The organism is Ferrovibrio terrae (genome assembly GCF_007197755.1).
Classification (GTDB): Bacteria; Pseudomonadota; Alphaproteobacteria; order Ferrovibrionales; family Ferrovibrionaceae; genus Ferrovibrio; species Ferrovibrio terrae.
In genome coordinates this window covers 3,501,032-3,519,597 of sequence record NZ_CP041636.1, presented here as the reverse complement: position 1 = coordinate 3,519,597, position 18,566 = coordinate 3,501,032, and the positions used below count along the sequence as shown (strand labels likewise).

Genomic DNA, 18,566 nt, shown 5'->3' with positions numbered 1-18,566 from the left:
ATCAGCGCAGCCGCAGGATAGGAACTGCCATGCCGGCCTTGATGGCAGGATCATGCGACGGGCGCACGATCAGGCAATCGGCATCGCTCAGGCGGCGCAGCATCGAACTGTCCTGCTTGCCGAAAGCCGTCGCGACCAGCTGGCCATCGTCCTGTCGCTGCAGCGTGGCGCGCAGGTAATCCTCGCGCTTGTCATTCTCGCTCAGGTCGGCGCTGCTGATCGCGGTCTCGAAGCGGATTTCCCAATCGAGCCCCAGCATGGCGCGCATGGCCGGCAGCAGGAAATTGTGTCCGCAGACCAGCGCCGAAACCGGATTGCCCGGCAGGCCGAGCAGCGGAATGGAGGCGCCGTTGCCGAGATAGACGCGACCAAACATCAGCGGCTTGCCCGGCCGCATCGCGATATTCCAGAAATCGATGCTCTTGCCGCCACCGCCAAGAATCTTGTGAATCAGGTCATGCTCGCCGACGCTGGCGCCGCCGAGCGTGAGCAACAGGTCGCAGCCGGCTGACGCGGCGGCCTTTTCGCGCAGGTCGGTCTCGGTATCGCGTGCGATGCCGAGATCGACAGCAACACCACCATTCGCCTCGACCAGCGCGCAGAGTCCGATATTGTTCGAGCTGACGATCTGGTTCGGGCCGATCGGTTCGCCCGGGCGCGCCAGTTCGTCGCCGGTGGCCAGCACGGCGATGCGCGGTTGCCGTCGCACCTGCAGCCACGGCACGTTCATCGCGGCGGCCAGCGCGACGTCAGCAGGGCCGAGCAGGCGACCGGCAGACAGCAGCACCTGACCTTCGGCAAAATCGAGACCGGCCTTGCGGATCCACTGGCCGGGCTTCGGTGCTTCGCGCACGGTCAGAATATCGCCGGCGAGATCGGCGTCTTCCTGGATAACGATGGCATCGGCGCCATCAGGCAGCGGCGCACCGGTGAAGATCCGCACGCATTCGCCGGTACCGACGGTGCCGTCATGCCGGCCGCCGGCAGCGGCATGGCCAACGGGCTTGAGCTTGGCGGGAATGCTGCCGAGATCGGCCTGCCGGCAGGCCCAGCCGTCCATGGCGCTGACATCGAAGGGCGGCTGCGTGCGACGCGCGGCCACGTCCTGCGCGAGAACCCGGCCGGAGGCCGCGCTCACCGCCACCGTCTCTGCGGCCATCTGCGGCAGGGCGGCGACAATGCGGCTGCGGGCCTCGCGAACAGGGATCATGATGCGTTGAAATCGCCCGATTTGCCACCCGACTTGTGCAGCAGCCGGATATCGGTGATCTGCATGCCGCGATCCACCGCCTTGACCATATCGTAGATGGTCAGGGCAGCAACGCTGGCGGCGGTCAGCGCTTCCATCTCCACGCCAGTGCGGCCCTTCAGCCTGCAGGTCGCGACGATGTCGATCGCATTGCCTGCAGGATCGGGGATCAGTTCCACCGTCACCTGGCTCAGCGCCAGCGGATGGCAGAGCGGAATGAGATCGGAGGTCTTCTTTGCGGCCATGATGCCGGCAATGCGTGCCGTTGCCAGCACATCGCCCTTGGCCGCCTGACCCGACAAGATCAGATCGAGCGTGGACTTCTGCAGCAGCACGCGCGCGCCAGCTTTCGCCACGCGCTCGGTCTCGGCTTTGGCCGAGACATCGACCATATGGGCTTCGCCCGCGTCATTCAGATGTGTGAGCTTACGGCCGCTCATGCCGCCAGTTCCTTGCCGGTGAGCAGCAGTCGGGTGGCCGCCTCTACATCGGGCTGGCGCATCAGGCTTTCGCCAACCAGGAAGAAACGCGCCCCGCAGTTTGCCATGCGGTCGAGATCGGCCTTGGTGTAGAGACCGGATTCCGCGACCAGCATCTTGCCGGCCGGCACGCGGGTCGCCAGCGCTTCCGTGGTGGCGATATCGACATTGAGGGTCTTGAGATTGCGGTTGTTCACGCCCAGCAGTGGGCTTTTCAGCTTCAGCGCGCGATCCAGCTCTTCGCTGTCATGCACTTCCACCAGTACGTCGAGGCCGTAGTCGCGAGCGGCGGCTTCCAGTTCAGCGGCCTGCGCATCGCCCAAGGAGGCCATGATCAACAGGATACAATCGGCGCCCAGCGCGCGCGCTTCGATCACCTGATAGGGATCGAGCATGAAATCCTTGCGGATGATCGGCAGGTTTACCACAGCGCGGACGGCGCGCAGGTAATCGTCATGGCCCTGGAAGTAAGGCTCATCGGTCAGGACAGACAGGCAGGCAGCGCCACCGGCGGCATAGGCGCGGGCGAGGGCCGGGGGATCGAAATCGGCACGGATCAGGCCCTTCGACGGCGAAGCTTTCTTGATCTCAGCGATCAGGCCGTAACGGCCGGCCGCGACTGCGCTTTGCAGGGCGCGGATGAAACCGCGCGGCGCCGGCGTAGCGCGCGCCTGCTGGTCCAGGGCGGATGCAGGCACGGCCGCCTTGCAGCGCGCGATATGCTCGCGCTTGTCGGCGTTGATCCTGGCAAGAACGTCGCTCATGACGCTTTCTTCTTCACCGGCTTTTCCGCCTCGGGCGGCGGCGGCGGCGGTTCGTGGGTGATCTCGATCAGACGAGCCAGAGCGGCGCGCGCCTTGCCGCTGTCGATCGCCTGCGCGGCCTGAGCGGCGCCATCGCGCAGGTCCTTCGCTTTGCCGGCAATCAGCAGTGCAGCGCCGGCGTTGAACAGAACAATGTCGCGGAAAGCGCCGGGCGCACCGTTCAGCACGGCGCGCAACGCAACAGCATTGGCGGTCGGCTCGTCGCCCTTGAGGTCTTCCAGCTTTGCGCGCGGCAGGCCGGCATCCTCAGGCGAAATCTCAAAATGCCGCAGCTTGCCGCCATCCATTTCGGAAACGTAGGTCGGGCCGGTAGTCGTGATCTCGTCCAGGCCGTCAGAGCCATGTACGACCCAGACCTTCTCGGCGCCCAGTTTGCCCATCACCTCGGCGAGTGGTTGCACCCACTGCCGGTCGAACACGCCGATCAGCTGGCGCTTCACCAGTGCCGGGTTGCTCAAGGGGCCGAGCAGGTTGAAGATCGTGCGTGTGCCAAGCTCCACGCGCGTGGGGCCGACATGACGCATCGCGCCATGATGCCGTGGCGCCATCAGGAAACCGACACCGGCTTCGGCAATCGCCTTTTCGATCAGGCGGAAGTCGCAATCGATATTCACGCCCAGTGCCGTGAGCACATCGGCCGCACCGGTCTTGGACGACACCGCGCGGTTGCCATGCTTGGCGACCGGCACGCCGCAGCCGGCGAGCACGAAGGCCGAACAGGTCGACACATTCCAGGTGCCCTTGACGTCGCCGCCGGTGCCGACAATGTCGATGGCGTCAACCGGGGCTTTCACGCCGTTGACCTTGGCGCGCATGGTCATGGCGCCGCCGGTGATCTCGTCGACGCTTTCGCCGCGCACCCGCAGCGCCATCAGGAAGGCGCCCATCTGCGACGGCGTGGCATTGCCCGACATCATCACGTCAAAGGCAGTGCAGGCATCTTCGACACTCAGTCGCGCGCCGCCCGCGACCAGCCCAAGCAGCCGCTTGAATTCCGTTACGTCCGCACTCATGCCGCCTGTCCGTGCTCCGAAATTTTGCCCACCGGAAGGCCGCAATAGCGCACAAAATTCGCCAGCATCGCAAGCCCGTGCTCGGAGGCGATGCTCTCGGGGTGGAACTGCACGCCATGGATGGGCAGGTCGCGATGCGCCACGCCCATGATCACGCCGTCTTCGGCCCGGGCGGTGACCGACAGGCTGTTGGGCAGCGTGGCGGGATCGATGGTCAGCGAGTGATACCGGGTGGCGAGGAAATCCTGCGGCAGGCCGGCAAAGACGCTCTCGCCGGTATGGTGCATCCGGCTCATCTTGCCGTGCAGGGGCTGCGGCGCACGCACCACCTTGCCCCCGAAGGCCTGGCCGATGGCCTGGTGGCCGAGGCAGACGCCGAACAGGGGCAGGCGGGCCTCAGCGGCCTTGTCGATCATGGCGAGGCAGATACCGGCCCGGTCAGGATCGCACGGACCAGGCGACAGCACCACGCCAGCGGGCTTCATCGCCAGGATCGCCTCGGGCGTGGTCTCGTCATTGCGAAAGACCTGCACGGGGGTGCCAACCTGGCCAAAGTAGTGGACCAGATTCCACGTAAAACTGTCGTAGTTGTCGATCAGGACGAGCATGGTCGGGCATTCCTCAATGCGGACAGATTAGCATACCCTCCGGCGTGAACGCCACGGCTCCGCACCCGCCCCGCTAGTATGCGATCTACCAGTTTACTTTGCAGAATCAATGGGGTTGCCCCTAGAGCAAAAACCCAGAACAATCCCTCCGGATTAGAATCATGAGGGGGAATACGATGGTCGAGACGCCGATCAAAAAGCGGCAGGGCGGAATCCGCCAGCGGCTTTACCTGGCGGTGGGGGCGATTGCCTCTTTCGCCCTGATTTCGGCAGTCACGGGGTGGGTTTCCCTGTCCCGGCTCGACCGGGCAATTGTGACCGTGACGGATGAAGGCGTTGCTTCCGTGGTGGCCGCCCTGGCGCTGGCCGAGCGGGTGGCGGACATGGCCGGCGCAGCTCCGGATCTGGTTTCGGCCGCGACCGAGGCGGAAGTCAAAGCTACTGCAGCGGGTAACAAGGAGCGCGAGGCCGATATCCGCGCCGTGCTGGATCTGGTCGCTGCCCGCGTGACCGGAGAGACGCTGGACAAGATCAAGACCGAAACCAACGGCCTGCTCGCCAACATCAACCGGCTGGAGCAGCTGGTCACCGCGCGTATCCAGACGAGCAGCCAGCGGCTGCAGGAAACCCAGGGGCTTTCCAAGGCGCATGAAGGCTTCCTGCGTTTCGCCAATCCGCTGATCGATGACGCCGTGGTGGATCTGAGTGGCAGCATGCTGGGTGTGACGCGCAGCGGCGATGTGGCGCGCATCGAGCGCTCGCTTACGCGCATGGCCAACAACGATCTTGCTCTGGTGCAGGCGACCGCGACCCTGATTGGCGAGGTCAACAATGCGGTCGGCCAGTTGGCCGTCGGCGCCCAGGCCGCCAACAGGGCAGAGCTGGCCGATATTTCCAAGCGTTTTGCTGCCTCGTCCGAGCGCGTGACCAAGGCGCTGACCGTTGTCGAGAAGATCAACCCGCATCCCGAACTGATCAAGGCGACCAAGGAGGTGTTGTCGTTCGGTGACGAAGGCACTGGCCTGCTCAGTTTCCGCGAACAGGAAATTGATTCGCAGGAATATTCGCTCTCCACGCTGCGCACCAGCCGCGAAGCCGCCAAGCGGTTGGGTGCGCTGGCCCAGAGCGTTGTCGAGGATGCAAATATCGGTGTTGCCGATGCTACGCAGCAGGCCAAGCGCGTCAGCATGGTCGGCATGACCACGCTGGTCATCGTTGCGCTGGCCAGTCTGGCGGCCGCTTTTCTGGTCGGCTGGCTGTATATAGGCCGGCGCATTGCCGATCCGCTCACTCTGTTGACGGGCGCGATGGATCGCCTTGCCAATCGCGAATGGACCACCGACGTCCCGGATCGCGAACGCAGCGACGAAATCGGCGCCATGGCGCGGGCGGTTCAGGTGTTCAAGGAAAACGGCCTGGAGAACGAGCAGCTGCAGGTCGAGGTCGAGCGCAACCGCCAGAGTACCGAAGAGCAGCGCAAGGCGCAGGAAGACCTGCTGGATCGCGCAGTGGGCGAAGTGGTCGGGGCTGCCGCCGGTGGCGATATGTCTGCCCGCATTGACACCAGCGCGCTCAGTGGCATGACGGCGCGACTGGGCGAGCGGATGAACGGACTGCTCGGCACTGTCGACAACGTGTTTGTCAATCTGGGCGATGCACTGGGCGCGATGGCGCGCGGCGACTTCACGCACCGGATCGAGGCTGACTATGACGGCGTGTTCGATCGCCTGAAGCAGGATGCCAATCGCACGGCACAGCAACTGTCGGAAACCGTCGGCAAGGTAACATTCGCCGCCTCGTCGGTACGCGATGCTGCAGCCGAGATTTCCACCGGCAGCAGCGATCTGGCCGGCCGTACCGAGCAACAGGCAGCCAGCCTGGAGGAGACCGCAGCGTCGATGCACGAAATCACCGCGACGGTGAAACAGAATGCCGACAATGCCGAAGCCGCCAACAAACTGGCGGCCACCGCACGCAACACGGCGGAGAAGGGCGGCAGCGTGGTGCAGGACGCCGTGGCGGCCGTCAGCCGCATCGAAGGCAGCGCGAAGAAAATCTCCGACATCGTCGGCCTGATTGACGAGATCGCCTTCCAGACCAATCTGCTGGCGCTGAATGCCTCGGTCGAGGCCGCGAGAGCGGGCGAGGCCGGCAAGGGCTTTGCCGTGGTGGCGCAGGAAGTGCGCGCCCTGGCGCAGCGCTCGGCCGATGCCAGCCGCGAGATCAAAGGCCTGATCCAGGCCAGCACCGGCGAGGTGCGGGAAGGGGCGCGTCTGGTCAACCTGACCGGCACCAGCCTGACCGAGATTGTCACGGCAGTGAAAAAAGTGGCGGATATCGTTGGCGAGATTTCCTCGGCCAGTCGCGAGCAGGCGGTCGGGCTGGAAGAGGTCAATACGGCGGTCGCCAATATGGATGAGATGACGCAGCGCAACGGGGCTCTGGTCGAACAGACCACGGCTTCGGCCACGGCCATGGCACGGCAGGCCCAGGAATTGGCAGATTTAGTGGGTCAATTCCGCATCTGAAGGGGTCAATTTACCTATTGAACCCGGCGGCTGGCGCGTTATACCCATCCTCCTCGTCTTTTAAGGTCCATTTTTCCTCAGGAGGTTGTTATGGCCACGGACGCCATTCGGGTCGCGATTTTGGGTGCCAGCGGTTATACGGGCGCGGAACTGCTCCGCGTGCTGCTGCGTCATCCGCGCGTCCGCGTGGTCGCCCTGACCGCCGACCGGAAGGCAGGCGAGGGAATCGAGACCGTCTTCCCGCAGTTCATGGGCCTCAACCTGCCCAAGTTGGTGACCATCAAGGAGGTCGACTGGAGCGGTGTTGATGCTGTCTTCTGCGCCCTGCCGCATGGGACCACCCAGGAAGTGATCGCCGGCCTGCCCGAGCATCTGAAGATCGTCGACCTGTCGGCCGACTTCCGGCTGCGGGACCTGGACGAATATGCCAAGTGGTATGGTCACGAGCACCGGGCGCCCAAGCTGCAGGACGAAGCTGTTTACGGCCTGACCGAGGTCTATCGCGACAAGGTGGCCAAGGCGCGGCTGGTGGCCAATCCGGGCTGCTATCCGACCTCGGCCCAGCTGCCGCTGATGCCGCTGCTGGAGGCCGGGCAGATCGACCCGGACGATATCGTGATCGATGCCAAGTCGGGCGTGTCGGGTGCCGGTCGCGCGCTGAAGGAAGGCTCGCTGTACTGCGAGGCGGCCGAGGGCATCCATGCCTATGGTGTCGGCTCGCACCGGCATGGCCCGGAGATCGAGCAGATCCTGGCCGATGCCTCGGGTCAGCCGATGGCCGTGAACTTCACGCCACACCTGATGCCGATGAACCGCGGCATGTTGGCCAGCATCTACGTGAAGCTGAAGCCGGGCGTCACGGCTGACGACCTGCGGACGACTCTGCTGCAGCGCTACGCCGAGGAACCGTTCGTGCAGATCATGCCGCAGGGCGTTTCGCCGCAGACCCGCCATGTGCGGGGCACGAATTCCTGCCATATCGGGGTGTTTGCCGATCGGGTGAAGGGACGCGCCATGCTGTTCTCCGTGATCGACAACCTGATGAAGGGTGCGAGCGGCCAGGCCGTGCAGAACTTCAACGTGATGTACGGCCTGCCGGAGACCACGGGCCTCGAGCAGATCGCCCTGTTCCCCTGAGACGCAGAGCGTGAGTTTCATCCTGCCGTTCGGTGACAAGCATCCGGCCATTGCGCCGGATGCCTTTGTCGCGCCGAACGCCACTGTGATCGGCGACACCGAAGTCGGCGCACGCAGCTCGATCTGGTTCGGCGTGGTGATCCGTGGCGACGTCAACAGCATCCGTATCGGCAGCGACACCAACATCCAGGACGGCAGCGTCGTGCATGTGACCCGGGCGAAATTCGCCACGGAGATCGGTTCGGGTGTCACTATCGGGCATCTGGCCCTGGTACATGGCTGCCGGCTTGAGGACCACTGCTTCGTCGGCATGCAGGCGACCGTGATGGATGGCTGCGTGATCGAGAGCCAGGGCATGCTGGCCGCCGGCGCCTTGCTGACGCCGGGCAAGCGGATTGCGGCCGGTGAACTCTGGGCCGGCCGGCCGGCGAAGCTGATGCGCCGTCTTGATACGGACGAATTGCGGAATATCACCGAAACGGCAGGGCACTATGCCCGGCTGGGGGCCACTTACCGGGCCCAGCAGCAGGCAACTTCTCGTTAACACTTTCTTGAAATTGCCCCAATTACATTCCATCTAGTGACTCGTAATCCGGCCGCCGCCGGTACGCGGATGGAAAAATGACGACCGGCGACACCCATCACGCTCCCTGGCCCGATGATCTGTACGAACAGATCAAGGCACATGGCGAATTCCTGTCAGGCCGCCTTGGCAAGCTGACGCGCGGCAAGCAGCTCACCCTCGTGGGCGCTGATCTGACTGGCATCAAGCTGGTTGGCATGAATTTGCAGCGCACCGTCTTCCGCGGCTGCCGCTTCTATTGCGCCGACCTGCGCAATACCGATTTCAGCCAGGCCGTGCTGACAGGCTGCGATTTCTCTGGCGCCGATCTGACCAATGCGCGTTTCGTCTGGGCCAACCTGCGCGGTGCCGACCTGTCGCGCGCGATCCTGAAAGGCACCCGGTTCGAGAATGCCGATATGCGGCCGATGACCGACCCCCCGGTGCTGCCGCATGGCAAGGGCGGTGTGGTGTCGCTGAGCGAAACCACGTTGCACAACACCAATCTGACGCAGGCCAAACTGCTCGGCGCATCCTTTGTCGGCGCCATCCTCGACGGCTGCATTCTCGACAATGCCGACCTGGAAGGCGCGGATTTCTCTTATTCGACGCTCAGCAACGTGCAGTTCAAGACCGCCAAGCTGCACAATGCGAATTTCCATCTGGCCGATTTTCCGTCCGACATGCTGCAGCAGCTGCAGGGCAGCGGGGCAAAGCTGCCGAAGGTGATCGCGCCCGAAGTGCTGGAGCAGGTGGTGCAGGACCATCAGACTTGGATCGATACCGATGGCCAGAAGGGCCGCCGCGCTATCATGTCGGGCTGGTACCTGTCACGCGCGCATCTGGCGCTTGCCAATCTCAATGGCGCCGACCTGCGGCAGGCCAACCTGTCGAATGCGAATTTGCACGGGGCCAAGCTGATCTGCTCGGATATGCGCGACTGCAACCTCATGCACGCAAACCTGACGGATGCCGATCTGCGCGGTGCGCTGATCGAAGGGTCGCGTGGCCTGCCTGTCGTGATGAACGACAGGAAGAACTAGCTGAATTTTTCCGGGATATCAGCGCCGGCGGGACGTGGCGGAGCTGCTCGCGCTGGCGGAGTTCATGCCTTTGACCGCGCGCAGGATGCGGCGCCAGACCAGCATGCCGACGAAATTGCTGGCGAGCGTCATCTCGGTGAGCTGGCGGTTCGCATGCGATTCCGCGCCCCGTGCGCCGTAATCGGCGATCAGGTCGCGGGCCGTGCGGTAAATCTCAGCGTCGGAACTGTTGTCCATGGCGCTACACTGCTGGCAAAACGTTAGCGAAGTATGGCGGAAAATGGTTAATGCTGCAGCATTAAACCGGATCGCGCACCTTGCTGACAGCGATGCTCAGGTTATCGAGCAGGTCCTTCTGCAGCTTGTCGCTGGTGCCGCGTACGCCCTGGGCCAGCACCACATACATGGCATCGACATGGATGCTGATGACTTCAAGCTGCGCCTCATTGGGCAGGGCCAGTTCGGTGATGAAGTCCTTCAGTGACTTGGCCAGGTGGCTCAGCAGCGGGTAGCCGAAGGTGCCGCCCATGCCTTTAATGTCGAAGGCCAGTTCCGAAATTGTGGTCAGAATAAAAATGCGCGACAGCGCATCGTCCTCGGCCGCTTTCACCTGCACGCGCATCTCGCGCAGCTTGTCGAGCACATCCTTGGAGAAGGCATCGGCGGATTCAGTAATCACCGCCTCGATCCGGCTGCGCACCTCATCGGTGAGCGTCAGGTCGACACCAGTGTGGAAGTTGACCGCCTTCTGCCGCAGGTCCTGCGGCGCCTTGATGAACTTTGCTTTTTCGGCCTTGGCCATGCCCAGCCGTTCCCCACCAGAATGCCCCAGCATTCTTGCATGAATGAAGTGGGCGAAATGCCCGCCGTGCGGGCATTTCGGGTTATATCGACCGGGGCAGGCGCTGTATAGCATCAGCCCGGGTTCACAAATCGTAACCTGGGCTGATGCTCACGGCCGCTAGCTGCCGATGATGCCGCCATCCCGCTTGGTGATCACCACTACCGAAGGTCGCGGCGGCATGGCCGGCTGAAAGTCCGGCCAGCGTGTTGCCGGATCCTCGAAGGTCGAGCCCTTGCCACTCCGGGTAAAGCCCTCGCCACCATCGGTGGCAGGATGTTGTACCGCCACGAACAGGGTGCGCCCGTCTGGGGTAAAGCACGGACCGCACATTTCCGCGCCGACCGGAACGCGGAAGAACATCTTGCCCAGGCCACGATTGGGGCCTTCGGTTTCCAATGCCCAGACGCCGTCGGCTGTGCCGCTGGCCTTCTGCCAGGCCTCGCCCTGATCGGTGGTGATCCACAGCCGGCCCTGCGGATCGACGGCGGCGTTGTCGGGACAGGCGAACCAGCCGTTCCTGGTGGTGGAAGGGTGGAATTTCGCGCCGGTTTTCGCGTCGGCCGGATTGCCGCCCTGCACCAGCAGGGACCAGCTGGCCCTGGGGGCCGCATGGTCACCGCCAGGCGGGATCATCTCCAGCACCTGGCCCCATTCGTTGGCGGCGCGGGTGTTGGTGGCGTCGCGCTGGTCGTCCTTGCGGCGGGTGTTATTGGTCAGCATGACATAGACCTTGCCGGTGGCCGGATTGGCCTCGATGTCTTCCGGGCGATCCATCTTGGTGGCGCCGAGCAGGTCCGCGGCCCGGCGGGTTTCGATCATCACATCGGCCTGACTGTTGAAGCCATTGGCGGCGGTCAGCGGGCCCTGCCCGAAGATCAGCGGCAGCCAGTCCACCGAGCCATCCGCATTGTACTTCGCCACCGACAGCGTGCCTTCGTCTAGCAGGCCCGAATTTGTACGGCGGTCGCTGGCGTTGTAGCGGCCGGCCGAGACGAAGCGGTAGACATATTCAAACCGCTCATCGTCGCCGGAATAAAGCACCACCCGGCCATCACCATTCACAACAACCGCGGCGCCTTCGTGTTTGCAGCGGCCTAGCGCGGTGCGCTTCTTCGGCACGGATTGCAGATCGTAAGGATCGATCTCGACCAGCCAGCCGAAGCGATTGGCCTCGTTCGGTTCCTTGGCGATATCGAACCGATCAAAATGCTGACCCCAGTTGTACCAGTTACCCGGCACCTCATAGCGTTTGTGGTTCCGCGCTTCCGAGTGGCCGGCATCCAGCTTGCCCCAGAAGTAGCCATGGAAGTTTTCTTCCGCGGTCAGCACCGTGCCCCAGGGTGTCATGCCGCCGGCGCAGTTGTTCAACATGCCGATCACACTGCGACCGGTCGGATCAGCCTTGGTGCGCAGGCGGGCGTGGCCTGCGGCCGGGCCGGTCAGTTCCATCGCTGTGGTGCCGGCATCGATGCGACGGGCATAGCGGCTGCCATTGACCACGGCCCATTTCCCATCGGCATTTTTCTGGATCTCGATGATGCTGGCGCCATGCGCCGCCATCTCGATCTCGACCAGCGGCCGGGTCATGTCCTTGAACAGTTTGTCTTTGGCTTCCTGCCGGCCGATGCCGGGGAACATGACCTCTTCGCTGGTATATTCATGGTTAATGAAAAGCAGGCCGCGATCGGCGCTCTGGCTGCCGAACGGGAGCGGCAGATAGCCGATGAAGTCGTTATTGTAGCCAAACTGCTTCATCTGTGCGGCGGCGGTCTGGTGCTGCGGATCGAAGTTGGGCGCATCCGCCATCACCGCATCGCCCCACCGGATCAGGATATCGGCGTCATAGCCCGGCGCGACATGATGCGTGCGATCGACGCCGTGGCTGATTTCGGTGAAGGTAAAGCGCGATGCTACCTGTGCTTGAGCGTCGCTGGCAGGCAAAGCAACAGACAGGCCGGTGCCGCCGAGGCCCGCGACCGCCGTGCCCGCTAGCAGACCCCTGAGTACATCGCGGCGGCCGTAACGGCGTCGGATCACCTCGGCGATGGTGGCATTGTCGCTCGGATTGATGCCGACATTCTGCGACTCTTCGTAGGCCTCACTGCGGCTGAGAGGGATCGGGGACGCGGGGCTGGCCATAGGGGCTCCTGGACGTACTGAAACCGCCGGACTCGGCGGCGCTGGGGAAGCCGATGGGTAGCGCGTCCATGTGACGAGAGGATGAAACTCATCCGCAACCGGGCGGCGAACGGATGTAAATTTTCGACTAAAGTCGGATGGGGCTAAGGGCTTAGACTACCGGCTTATTCTGCCCAACCGGGTATTCATTACGCTACACTGTCAAAAAACAGGGCATGAGCGGACGTCCGAACCCAACAGGGCTCTGGGTTCGAAATACACGTCCGACGCGGGAGGAGTTGAGCATGTTTTCTGGTTTGCCCACGGGTCTGCGCATTGGCGTGGCAATTGGTAGTTTGATCGTTGTTGCAGGCGGTTGGGTCTGGGGTGCGAGTCAAACAGCCGGCGGCATGATGCTGCCGCTGATCATCAGTCTGGTCGCAGTCATCATTGGCGGTGCGATGATTGTGTCGCTGGCAGGCGGCGGGTCTGCCGTTGCCGATATGCTGCGCAACTGGCCGGCCAGCGCCGGGCAGGCCGACATTGCGCCGTCCGATCTGCGCGAACCGCTGCAGGTCATGGCGCGACGCTGGGACGAGGAAACCAGCCGGCGTGAGGCACTGGAGCGTCGACTGGCCGACGTGCAGGCTGAACTCGACCGCGTGCAGAAATCCGACAGCGCTGTCATCAGCGAAATCGCCGAACTGTGCGGCGACATCGACAGCGGCGTGCTGAACCGGCGCGTTGCCGCGCATGAGGGCGAGGCGCAGGCGCATGACCTGGCTGCGCGCTTCAATCATATGGCTGAAACGCTGGATGGTGTTGTGGGCGACCTCAAGGTCCTGTTCGCACGGATGGCCGAAGGCGACCTGTCGACCGGCGTGGACAACAGTTACGGCGGCGATTTCGCCGTCATCCGCGATGGCGCGATCCAGGCCGCCGAGCGGCTTGGCGGCGTGATCGGCACCATCGTGCAGGCCGCGAACTCGATCTCCAGTGCTTCTGTCGAACTCAATCGCGAAGCCAAGGGGCTGGCGCAGAGCGCTGAAGCGCAGTCCGACAGCCTCGACCGCACCGCGGCCGACGCCGCCTCGCTCAGCGAGGCGGCCCGCGCCAACGAAGCAGCAGCCAAGCGCGCCAGCCAGCGCGCCGAACAGGCGCGCGCCGCGGCCCAGAATGGCGTGACAGTGGTACGGCGTTCGGTTGATGCCATGAATGAAATGGCAGAGATGTCGCAACGCATTTCCGAGATCACCTCGCTGATCAACGAGATCGCCTTCCAGACCAATCTGCTGGCACTGAACGCCTCGGTCGAAGCCGCGCGTGCGGGTGAAGCCGGCAAGGGCTTTGCCGTGGTGGCGCAGGAAGTGCGCGCGCTGGCCCAGCGCTCGGCCAATGCCTCGAAGGATATCGGCGCGATCATCAAGCAGTCGGATGACAAGGTGAAGTCCGGCGTGACGCTGGTGAGTGAAACCGGAAAAGTACTGAACGGAATTGTCGAGGCGATTGACTCGATGGGCCAGCAGCTTGACGAGATTGAGCAGGCGAGCACAGACCAGTCCAGCCGCGTCAATGCTGTCACCGGTTCGATCAGCGAGATCAACGCGGCGACGCGCGGCTATCTCGCCGTAGTGCAGCGTACCGGCAAGGCGATCCAGGATATCGACCAGCAGGTCGCCAATCTGGCCACGCAGATCGCCTTCGTCACCACCACCGAGGACCGGCCGTTCCTGGTTGCTGCTAAGGATGCGGCAGCCCGGATCAGTGAAGGTTTCGAGGATGCCGTGCGGCGCGGCCAGCTCAGCATGGAAGACCTGTTCGACGAGAATTACGTGCCGATCAAGGGCACCAATCCGCAGCAATACATGACGCGGTTCCTCAAGTTCACCGACGAATTCCTGCCCAAGGTGCAGGAGCCGCTGCTGACATCGAATCCCAACATTGCCTTCTGCGTCGGCATCGACCGCAATGGCCTGATCCCGACCCACAACCTGAAATACTGCCAGCCGCAGGGCAGCGATCCGGTCTGGAATACGGCCAATTCGCGCAACCGCCGCCTGTTCAACGATCCGGTCGGCCTGGCCTGCGGCCGCAACATCAAACCGTATCTGCTGCAGTGCTATCGCCGTGACATGGGCGGCGGTGTCTTCATCCTGATGAAGGACATGTCCGCGCCCATCACGGTGCAGGGCCGCCACTGGGGCGGCTTCCGCATCGGCTACAAGACGGCCTGATCGATCTCAAAAAAAGGGCCGCCCATTGGACGGCCCTTTCGCTTTGCAGCAGCTATGGCTGCTCAGACGCGTTCGATCACCATGGCGATGCCCTGGCCGACGCCGATGCACATCGTGCAGAGCGCATAGCGGCCGCCGGTGCGTTCCAGCTGATTCAGCGCCGTGGTGACGAGGCGGGCACCGCTCATGCCGAGCGGATGGCCGATGGCAATCGCGCCGCCATTCGGATTCACGTAAGTGGCATCGTCCGGCACGTTGAGCTGGCGCAGTACGGCCAGCGCCTGGGCGGCGAAAGCTTCGTTCAGCTCGATCACGTCCATGTCACGAATGGAAAGCCCGGCCTTGGCCAGCACCTTCTCGGTGGCGGGCACGGGGCCGATGCCCATCACGCGCGGCGCCACGCCAGCGGTCGCCGTGGCGATCACGCGGCCGCGCGGCGTCAGGCCATGCTTCTTGGCGGCCGCTTCGGACGCGAGGATCAGCGCGGCAGCGCCGTCATTCACGCCCGAGGCATTGCCGGCAGTGACCGTGCCGCCCTGGCGGAACGGCGTCGGCAGCTTGGCCAGTGCCTCGATGGAGGTGTCGCGCGGATGCTCGTCGCGGTCCACGACCACCGGGTCGCCCTTGCGGCTCGGGATCGTCACCGAGGTGATCTCGGCCTCGAACAGGCCGAGCTTGATCGCACTCAGCGCACGCTGCTGGCTGCGAAGCGCGAACGCATCCTGGTCGGCGCGATTGATCTGATACTGCTCGGCGACGTTCTCGGCCGTCTCCGGCATGGAGTCGACACCGAACTTCTGCTTCATCAGCTTGTTGACGAAGCGCCAGCCGATGGTGGTGTCATAGATTTCGGCGGTGCGCGAGAAAGCGCTCTCGGCCTTGCCCATCACGAAGGGGGCACGGCTCATGCTTTCCACGCCACCGGTGATAACGAGATCGAACTCGCCGGTCTTGATGCCGCGGGCACCTGCACCGGTAGCTTCCAGGCCGGAACCACACAGACGATTGACCGTCGCGCCCGACACCTTTTCGGGCAGACCGGCCAGCAACAGCGACATGCGGGCGACATTGCGGTTGTCTTCGCCGGCCTGGTTGGCGCAGCCATAGATCACGTCGTCGATGGCTTCCCAGTCGACGGCCGGATTGCGCTGCATCAGTGCCTTGATTGGCACGGCGCCGAGATCGTCGGCGCGTACGCTTGACAGCGAACCGCCATAGCGGCCAACCGGCGTACGAATGGCGTCACAGATGAATGCCTCGGTCATATGTCTCTCCCTAAGGTCTCGCGGCCGAGTGAAATAAACGACGCCAGTGCTTAGACCGGCGGCGTGCGGGCGATGATGGCGGAGTAAAGCGAGGAGTCAACATTTCCGCCCGAACAGACCACGACCACCGTGCGGTTAGCGCACGGCACCTTGCCATTCAGCACAGAGGCCAGAGCCGCCGCACCACCGGGTTCGACCACGAGCTTGAAGTAGTTGAAAGCGGTGGCCATGGCGATCTCGACTTCGGCGTCCGTCGCGGAAACCGCGCCTTTCAGGTTACGGCTCATCACGCCGAAGGTGATGTCGCCCGGGTGCGGTGCCATCAGCGCATCGCAGAAGGTTGTGCCTTTGCCGGCATGATCAACGATCTTGCCGGCCTTCAGCGAGAGATCGATATCGTCGAACTGGTCGGGTTCGGCGCAGTAGACATCGGTGCCCGGCAGGCGGTCCTTGATTGCCAGCGAGATGCCGGAGATGAGTCCGCCGCCAGACGCCGGCGCCAGCACGGCATCGGGCTTGATGTCGCGCTCGGCGCATTGCGCGGCGATCTCCAGGCCGATAGTGCCTTGGCCGCTGATGATATAGGGATCGTTGAACGGCGGTACGAGTGTCATGCCGCGCTCATCCGAATAGCGCCGGCCGATGGCTTCGCGATCTTCCTTGTGGCGATCATACAGCACCACCTCGGCGCCATAGGCGCGGGTGTTGCTGATCTTGATCTTCGGCGCGTCGCTCGGCATCACGATCACGGCCGGCGTGCCGGTGATCCTGGAAGCCCAAGCGCAGGCCTGTGCGTGATTGCCGGACGAGAAGGCGACGATGCCGCGTTTGCGTTCTTCGGCATTCAGCCGGCTGATCCGGTTATACGCGCCACGGAACTTGAATGAGCCGCTGACCTGAAGCGGTTCTGCCTTGATCAGCAGGCGGCCACCCAGGCGCTCGTTGAGGAACTGGCTTTCCAGCAACGGGGTGCGGATGGCAACGCCGCGCAGCTGGCGAGCGGCATCCTCGACATCGCTGACGGTGGGCAGGGCAGGCAGTTTTGCAGGCGCGTTCATGTTCGGCTCGCTGTTGGACGGGAGCCGGAACTATAGCATGCGTCCCGCTGTGTTACAGGTCTGCCAGAAAGGCATCGATGGCGGTTTCGGCTGCCGGTTCATCCAGCATCGGGACGTGGCCGACATCGGGCACGGTCACGGCAATCATGCCGGCATGCTCGCGCTTCATGCGAATGAAGGTATCGGCGGTGAGGATATCCGACAGCGCCCCGCGCAGGGCCAGCACCGGCAGGGGGCGCAGGCTGCGGAACAGCGGCCACAGATCAGGCAGTGCAACCTTGGCCTGTTCGCGCAGCGCCACCGAAATATTCAGGTCATAGGCCAGCGCAAGCCCTCTACCGGCGGCCGTCTCGATGAAGGTGCCGCGTGCGATGCGTTTCCAGCCAGCATCGTCCATCACCGGGAACGCCGCGCCATACCCCTTACGAATATGGGCGATGGCGGCGGTCCAGTCCGGCACATGCACGGCCTGGCCGACATAACCGGCAATCCGCTGGCGGCCGTCTTCTTTTACATCGGGGCCGATGTCGTTCAGGATCACGCCGGCCAGTAGCGTGGGAATCACCATGCCCAATGCCATGGCGATGATGCCGCCCAGCGATGTGCCGGTCACGATCACGCGGCGGATATGCGTTACCGCCAGAAGATGCTGGATGTCGTCCAGATAGACCGGCACTTCGTAATGCATCGGGTCCGGGTCGTGGGCGGAACGACCACGGCCGCGATAGTCGAGGCAGATCACGCGCCGCGTTGCCGCATGCCGCAGCGCGAATTCATGGAAGTCGTTTGAATTGCGTGTCAGGCCGGACAGGCAGAGCAGTGGCGTGCGTGGACCTGTGCGGTCGCCGTAATCGCGGTAGTACAGCCGCAGGCCGTCATGGCTATGGAAATGGTTCTCGCGGAATTCGGCGATCATGCGGCGGGACCCAATATGCCCGGCACCTCGGCCAGGCCGCGCAACACGACATCGGGTGGATTGGGCAGGCGTTCGGCCGGCTGGCCGCTGCGGTTGATCCAGATCGCGTAAAAGCCGGCGCGCTTGCCGGCATGGATGTCCCATCCGTTGCTGCTGTGGAAGGCAATGGCATGTGCCGGCAGAACGAGCTTTTCCATCGCCAGCCGATAGATGCGGGGGTCGGGCTTGTAAATGCCAACATCCTCCACCGAGATCAGGTGATCGATCAGCGTATCGATGCCAGCCGAACGGCAGGCTGCCTCCAGCATTGCGGGCGCGCCGTTCGACAGGATGCCGGTGACAAAGCCGGCGTCCTTCAGCTGCTGCAGCATGGCCGGGACTTCCGGATAGCAGGCGAGGTTCAGGTACAGGTCGAGCAGGCGCTGCCGCAGGCCGGCATCCTGCAGGCCGCGATCTTCCAGCGCGAAATCGAGGGCATCGGCGGTAACTTGCCGGAAATCGACGTGAGCGCCCATCAGGCTGCGCAGCCAGGAGTAATTCAGCTGCTTGGCGCGCCAGGTTTCGGCCAGTGGCTGCCAGTGCGGCCCCAGTTCATCGGCCAGGGCGCGCGCGGCGAAATTCACATCGAACAATGTGCCGTAAGCGTCGAACAGGCAGGCCTTGATTCCCTCAGCGCGTGTCATCGGAT

General features: G+C 63.8%; 17 protein-coding genes. 5 read left to right on the top strand and 12 right to left on the bottom strand.

The features are described from left to right. Window position 1: 1 nt before the first annotated feature. The 5 genes from FNB15_RS17180 to FNB15_RS17160 are packed head-to-tail and all read right to left on the bottom strand — an operon-like array spanning window position 2 to window position 4,173. Complete coding sequence (locus FNB15_RS17180) at window positions 2-1,210, bottom strand: molybdopterin molybdotransferase MoeA (RefSeq protein ID WP_144257891.1); 1,209 nt, start codon at window positions 1,208-1,210, stop codon at window positions 2-4. Next, the gene (gene moaC / locus FNB15_RS17175; protein ID WP_144257890.1) at window positions 1,207-1,689 is read right to left on the bottom strand and encodes a cyclic pyranopterin monophosphate synthase MoaC; all 483 of its coding nucleotides are present in this window, start codon (window positions 1,687-1,689) and stop codon (window positions 1,207-1,209) included. The genes FNB15_RS17180 and moaC overlap by 4 nt, the downstream gene beginning before the upstream one ends. Then, window positions 1,686-2,492, bottom strand: coding sequence for an indole-3-glycerol phosphate synthase TrpC (gene trpC / locus FNB15_RS17170; protein WP_144257889.1), 807 nt, complete (start codon window positions 2,490-2,492; stop codon window positions 1,686-1,688). Before trpC ends, moaC begins: the two co-directional genes overlap by 4 nt. Further along, window positions 2,489-3,565 carry an anthranilate phosphoribosyltransferase gene (gene trpD / locus FNB15_RS17165; protein ID WP_144257888.1) on the bottom strand — a complete coding sequence of 359 codons (1,077 nt, stop codon included), beginning with the start codon at window positions 3,563-3,565 and terminating at the stop codon, window positions 2,489-2,491. Before trpD ends, trpC begins: the two co-directional genes overlap by 4 nt. Beyond that, entirely contained in the window at window positions 3,562-4,173 is a 612-nt protein-coding gene (locus FNB15_RS17160) for an anthranilate synthase component II (protein WP_144257887.1), read from the bottom strand. Before FNB15_RS17160 ends, trpD begins: the two co-directional genes overlap by 4 nt. Window positions 4,174-4,334: 161 nt before the next feature. Here FNB15_RS17160 and FNB15_RS17155 point away from each other — a divergent pair, with 161 nt between their 5' ends. The 4 genes from FNB15_RS17155 (at window position 4,335) to FNB15_RS17140 (ending at window position 9,443) form a co-directional block, all read left to right on the top strand. Beyond that, on the top strand, window positions 4,335-6,701 hold the full coding sequence (locus tag FNB15_RS17155; RefSeq protein WP_144257886.1) for a methyl-accepting chemotaxis protein: 2,367 nt from the start codon (window positions 4,335-4,337) through the stop codon (window positions 6,699-6,701). Window positions 6,702-6,791: 90 nt separating this feature from the next. Further along, the gene (argC, locus tag FNB15_RS17150) at window positions 6,792-7,838 is read left to right on the top strand and encodes an N-acetyl-gamma-glutamyl-phosphate reductase (protein ID WP_144257885.1); all 1,047 of its coding nucleotides are present in this window, start codon (window positions 6,792-6,794) and stop codon (window positions 7,836-7,838) included. Between the two features lie 10 nt (window positions 7,839-7,848). After that, window positions 7,849-8,382 (top strand): gamma carbonic anhydrase family protein, encoded by a 534-nt coding sequence (locus FNB15_RS17145; protein ID WP_246068718.1) that lies wholly within the window; start codon window positions 7,849-7,851, stop codon window positions 8,380-8,382. Window positions 8,383-8,459: 77 nt separating this feature from the next. Then, the gene (locus FNB15_RS17140) at window positions 8,460-9,443 is read left to right on the top strand and encodes a pentapeptide repeat-containing protein (protein WP_144257884.1); all 984 of its coding nucleotides are present in this window, start codon (window positions 8,460-8,462) and stop codon (window positions 9,441-9,443) included. A gap of 18 nt (window positions 9,444-9,461) precedes the next feature. Here FNB15_RS17140 and FNB15_RS17135 read toward each other — a convergent pair whose 3' ends face one another. From FNB15_RS17135 to FNB15_RS17125, 3 genes are all read right to left on the bottom strand, one after another. Further along, window positions 9,462-9,680, bottom strand: coding sequence for a hypothetical protein (locus FNB15_RS17135; protein ID WP_144257883.1), 219 nt, complete (start codon window positions 9,678-9,680; stop codon window positions 9,462-9,464). 61 nt (window positions 9,681-9,741) lie between these two features. Then, on the bottom strand, window positions 9,742-10,245 hold the full coding sequence (locus FNB15_RS17130) for a hypothetical protein (RefSeq protein ID WP_144257882.1): 504 nt from the start codon (window positions 10,243-10,245) through the stop codon (window positions 9,742-9,744). A gap of 159 nt (window positions 10,246-10,404) precedes the next feature. Next, window positions 10,405-12,426, bottom strand: coding sequence for a PhoX family protein (locus FNB15_RS17125; RefSeq protein WP_144257881.1), 2,022 nt, complete (start codon window positions 12,424-12,426; stop codon window positions 10,405-10,407). 389 nt (window positions 12,427-12,815) lie between these two features. On the opposite strand from FNB15_RS17125, the gene FNB15_RS17120 reads away from it, so the two are divergent. After that, window positions 12,816-14,639 (top strand): methyl-accepting chemotaxis protein, encoded by a 1,824-nt coding sequence (locus FNB15_RS17120; protein ID WP_185973595.1) that lies wholly within the window; start codon window positions 12,816-12,818, stop codon window positions 14,637-14,639. 62 nt (window positions 14,640-14,701) lie between these two features. Here FNB15_RS17120 and pcaF read toward each other — a convergent pair whose 3' ends face one another. The 4 genes from pcaF to FNB15_RS17100 are packed head-to-tail and all read right to left on the bottom strand — an operon-like array spanning window position 14,702 to window position 18,561. Then, complete coding sequence (pcaF, locus tag FNB15_RS17115) at window positions 14,702-15,904, bottom strand: 3-oxoadipyl-CoA thiolase (RefSeq protein ID WP_144257879.1); 1,203 nt, start codon at window positions 15,902-15,904, stop codon at window positions 14,702-14,704. 50 nt (window positions 15,905-15,954) lie between these two features. Further along, entirely contained in the window at window positions 15,955-16,962 is a 1,008-nt protein-coding gene (locus FNB15_RS17110; RefSeq protein WP_144257878.1) for a threonine ammonia-lyase, read from the bottom strand. A 52-nt stretch (window positions 16,963-17,014) separates the two neighbouring features. Further along, the gene (locus FNB15_RS17105) at window positions 17,015-17,878 is read right to left on the bottom strand and encodes an alpha/beta fold hydrolase (protein WP_144257877.1); all 864 of its coding nucleotides are present in this window, start codon (window positions 17,876-17,878) and stop codon (window positions 17,015-17,017) included. After that, window positions 17,875-18,561 (bottom strand): haloacid dehalogenase type II, encoded by a 687-nt coding sequence (locus tag FNB15_RS17100; protein ID WP_144257876.1) that lies wholly within the window; start codon window positions 18,559-18,561, stop codon window positions 17,875-17,877. The genes FNB15_RS17105 and FNB15_RS17100 overlap by 4 nt, the downstream gene beginning before the upstream one ends. Between the last annotated feature and the right edge of the window lie 5 nt (window positions 18,562-18,566).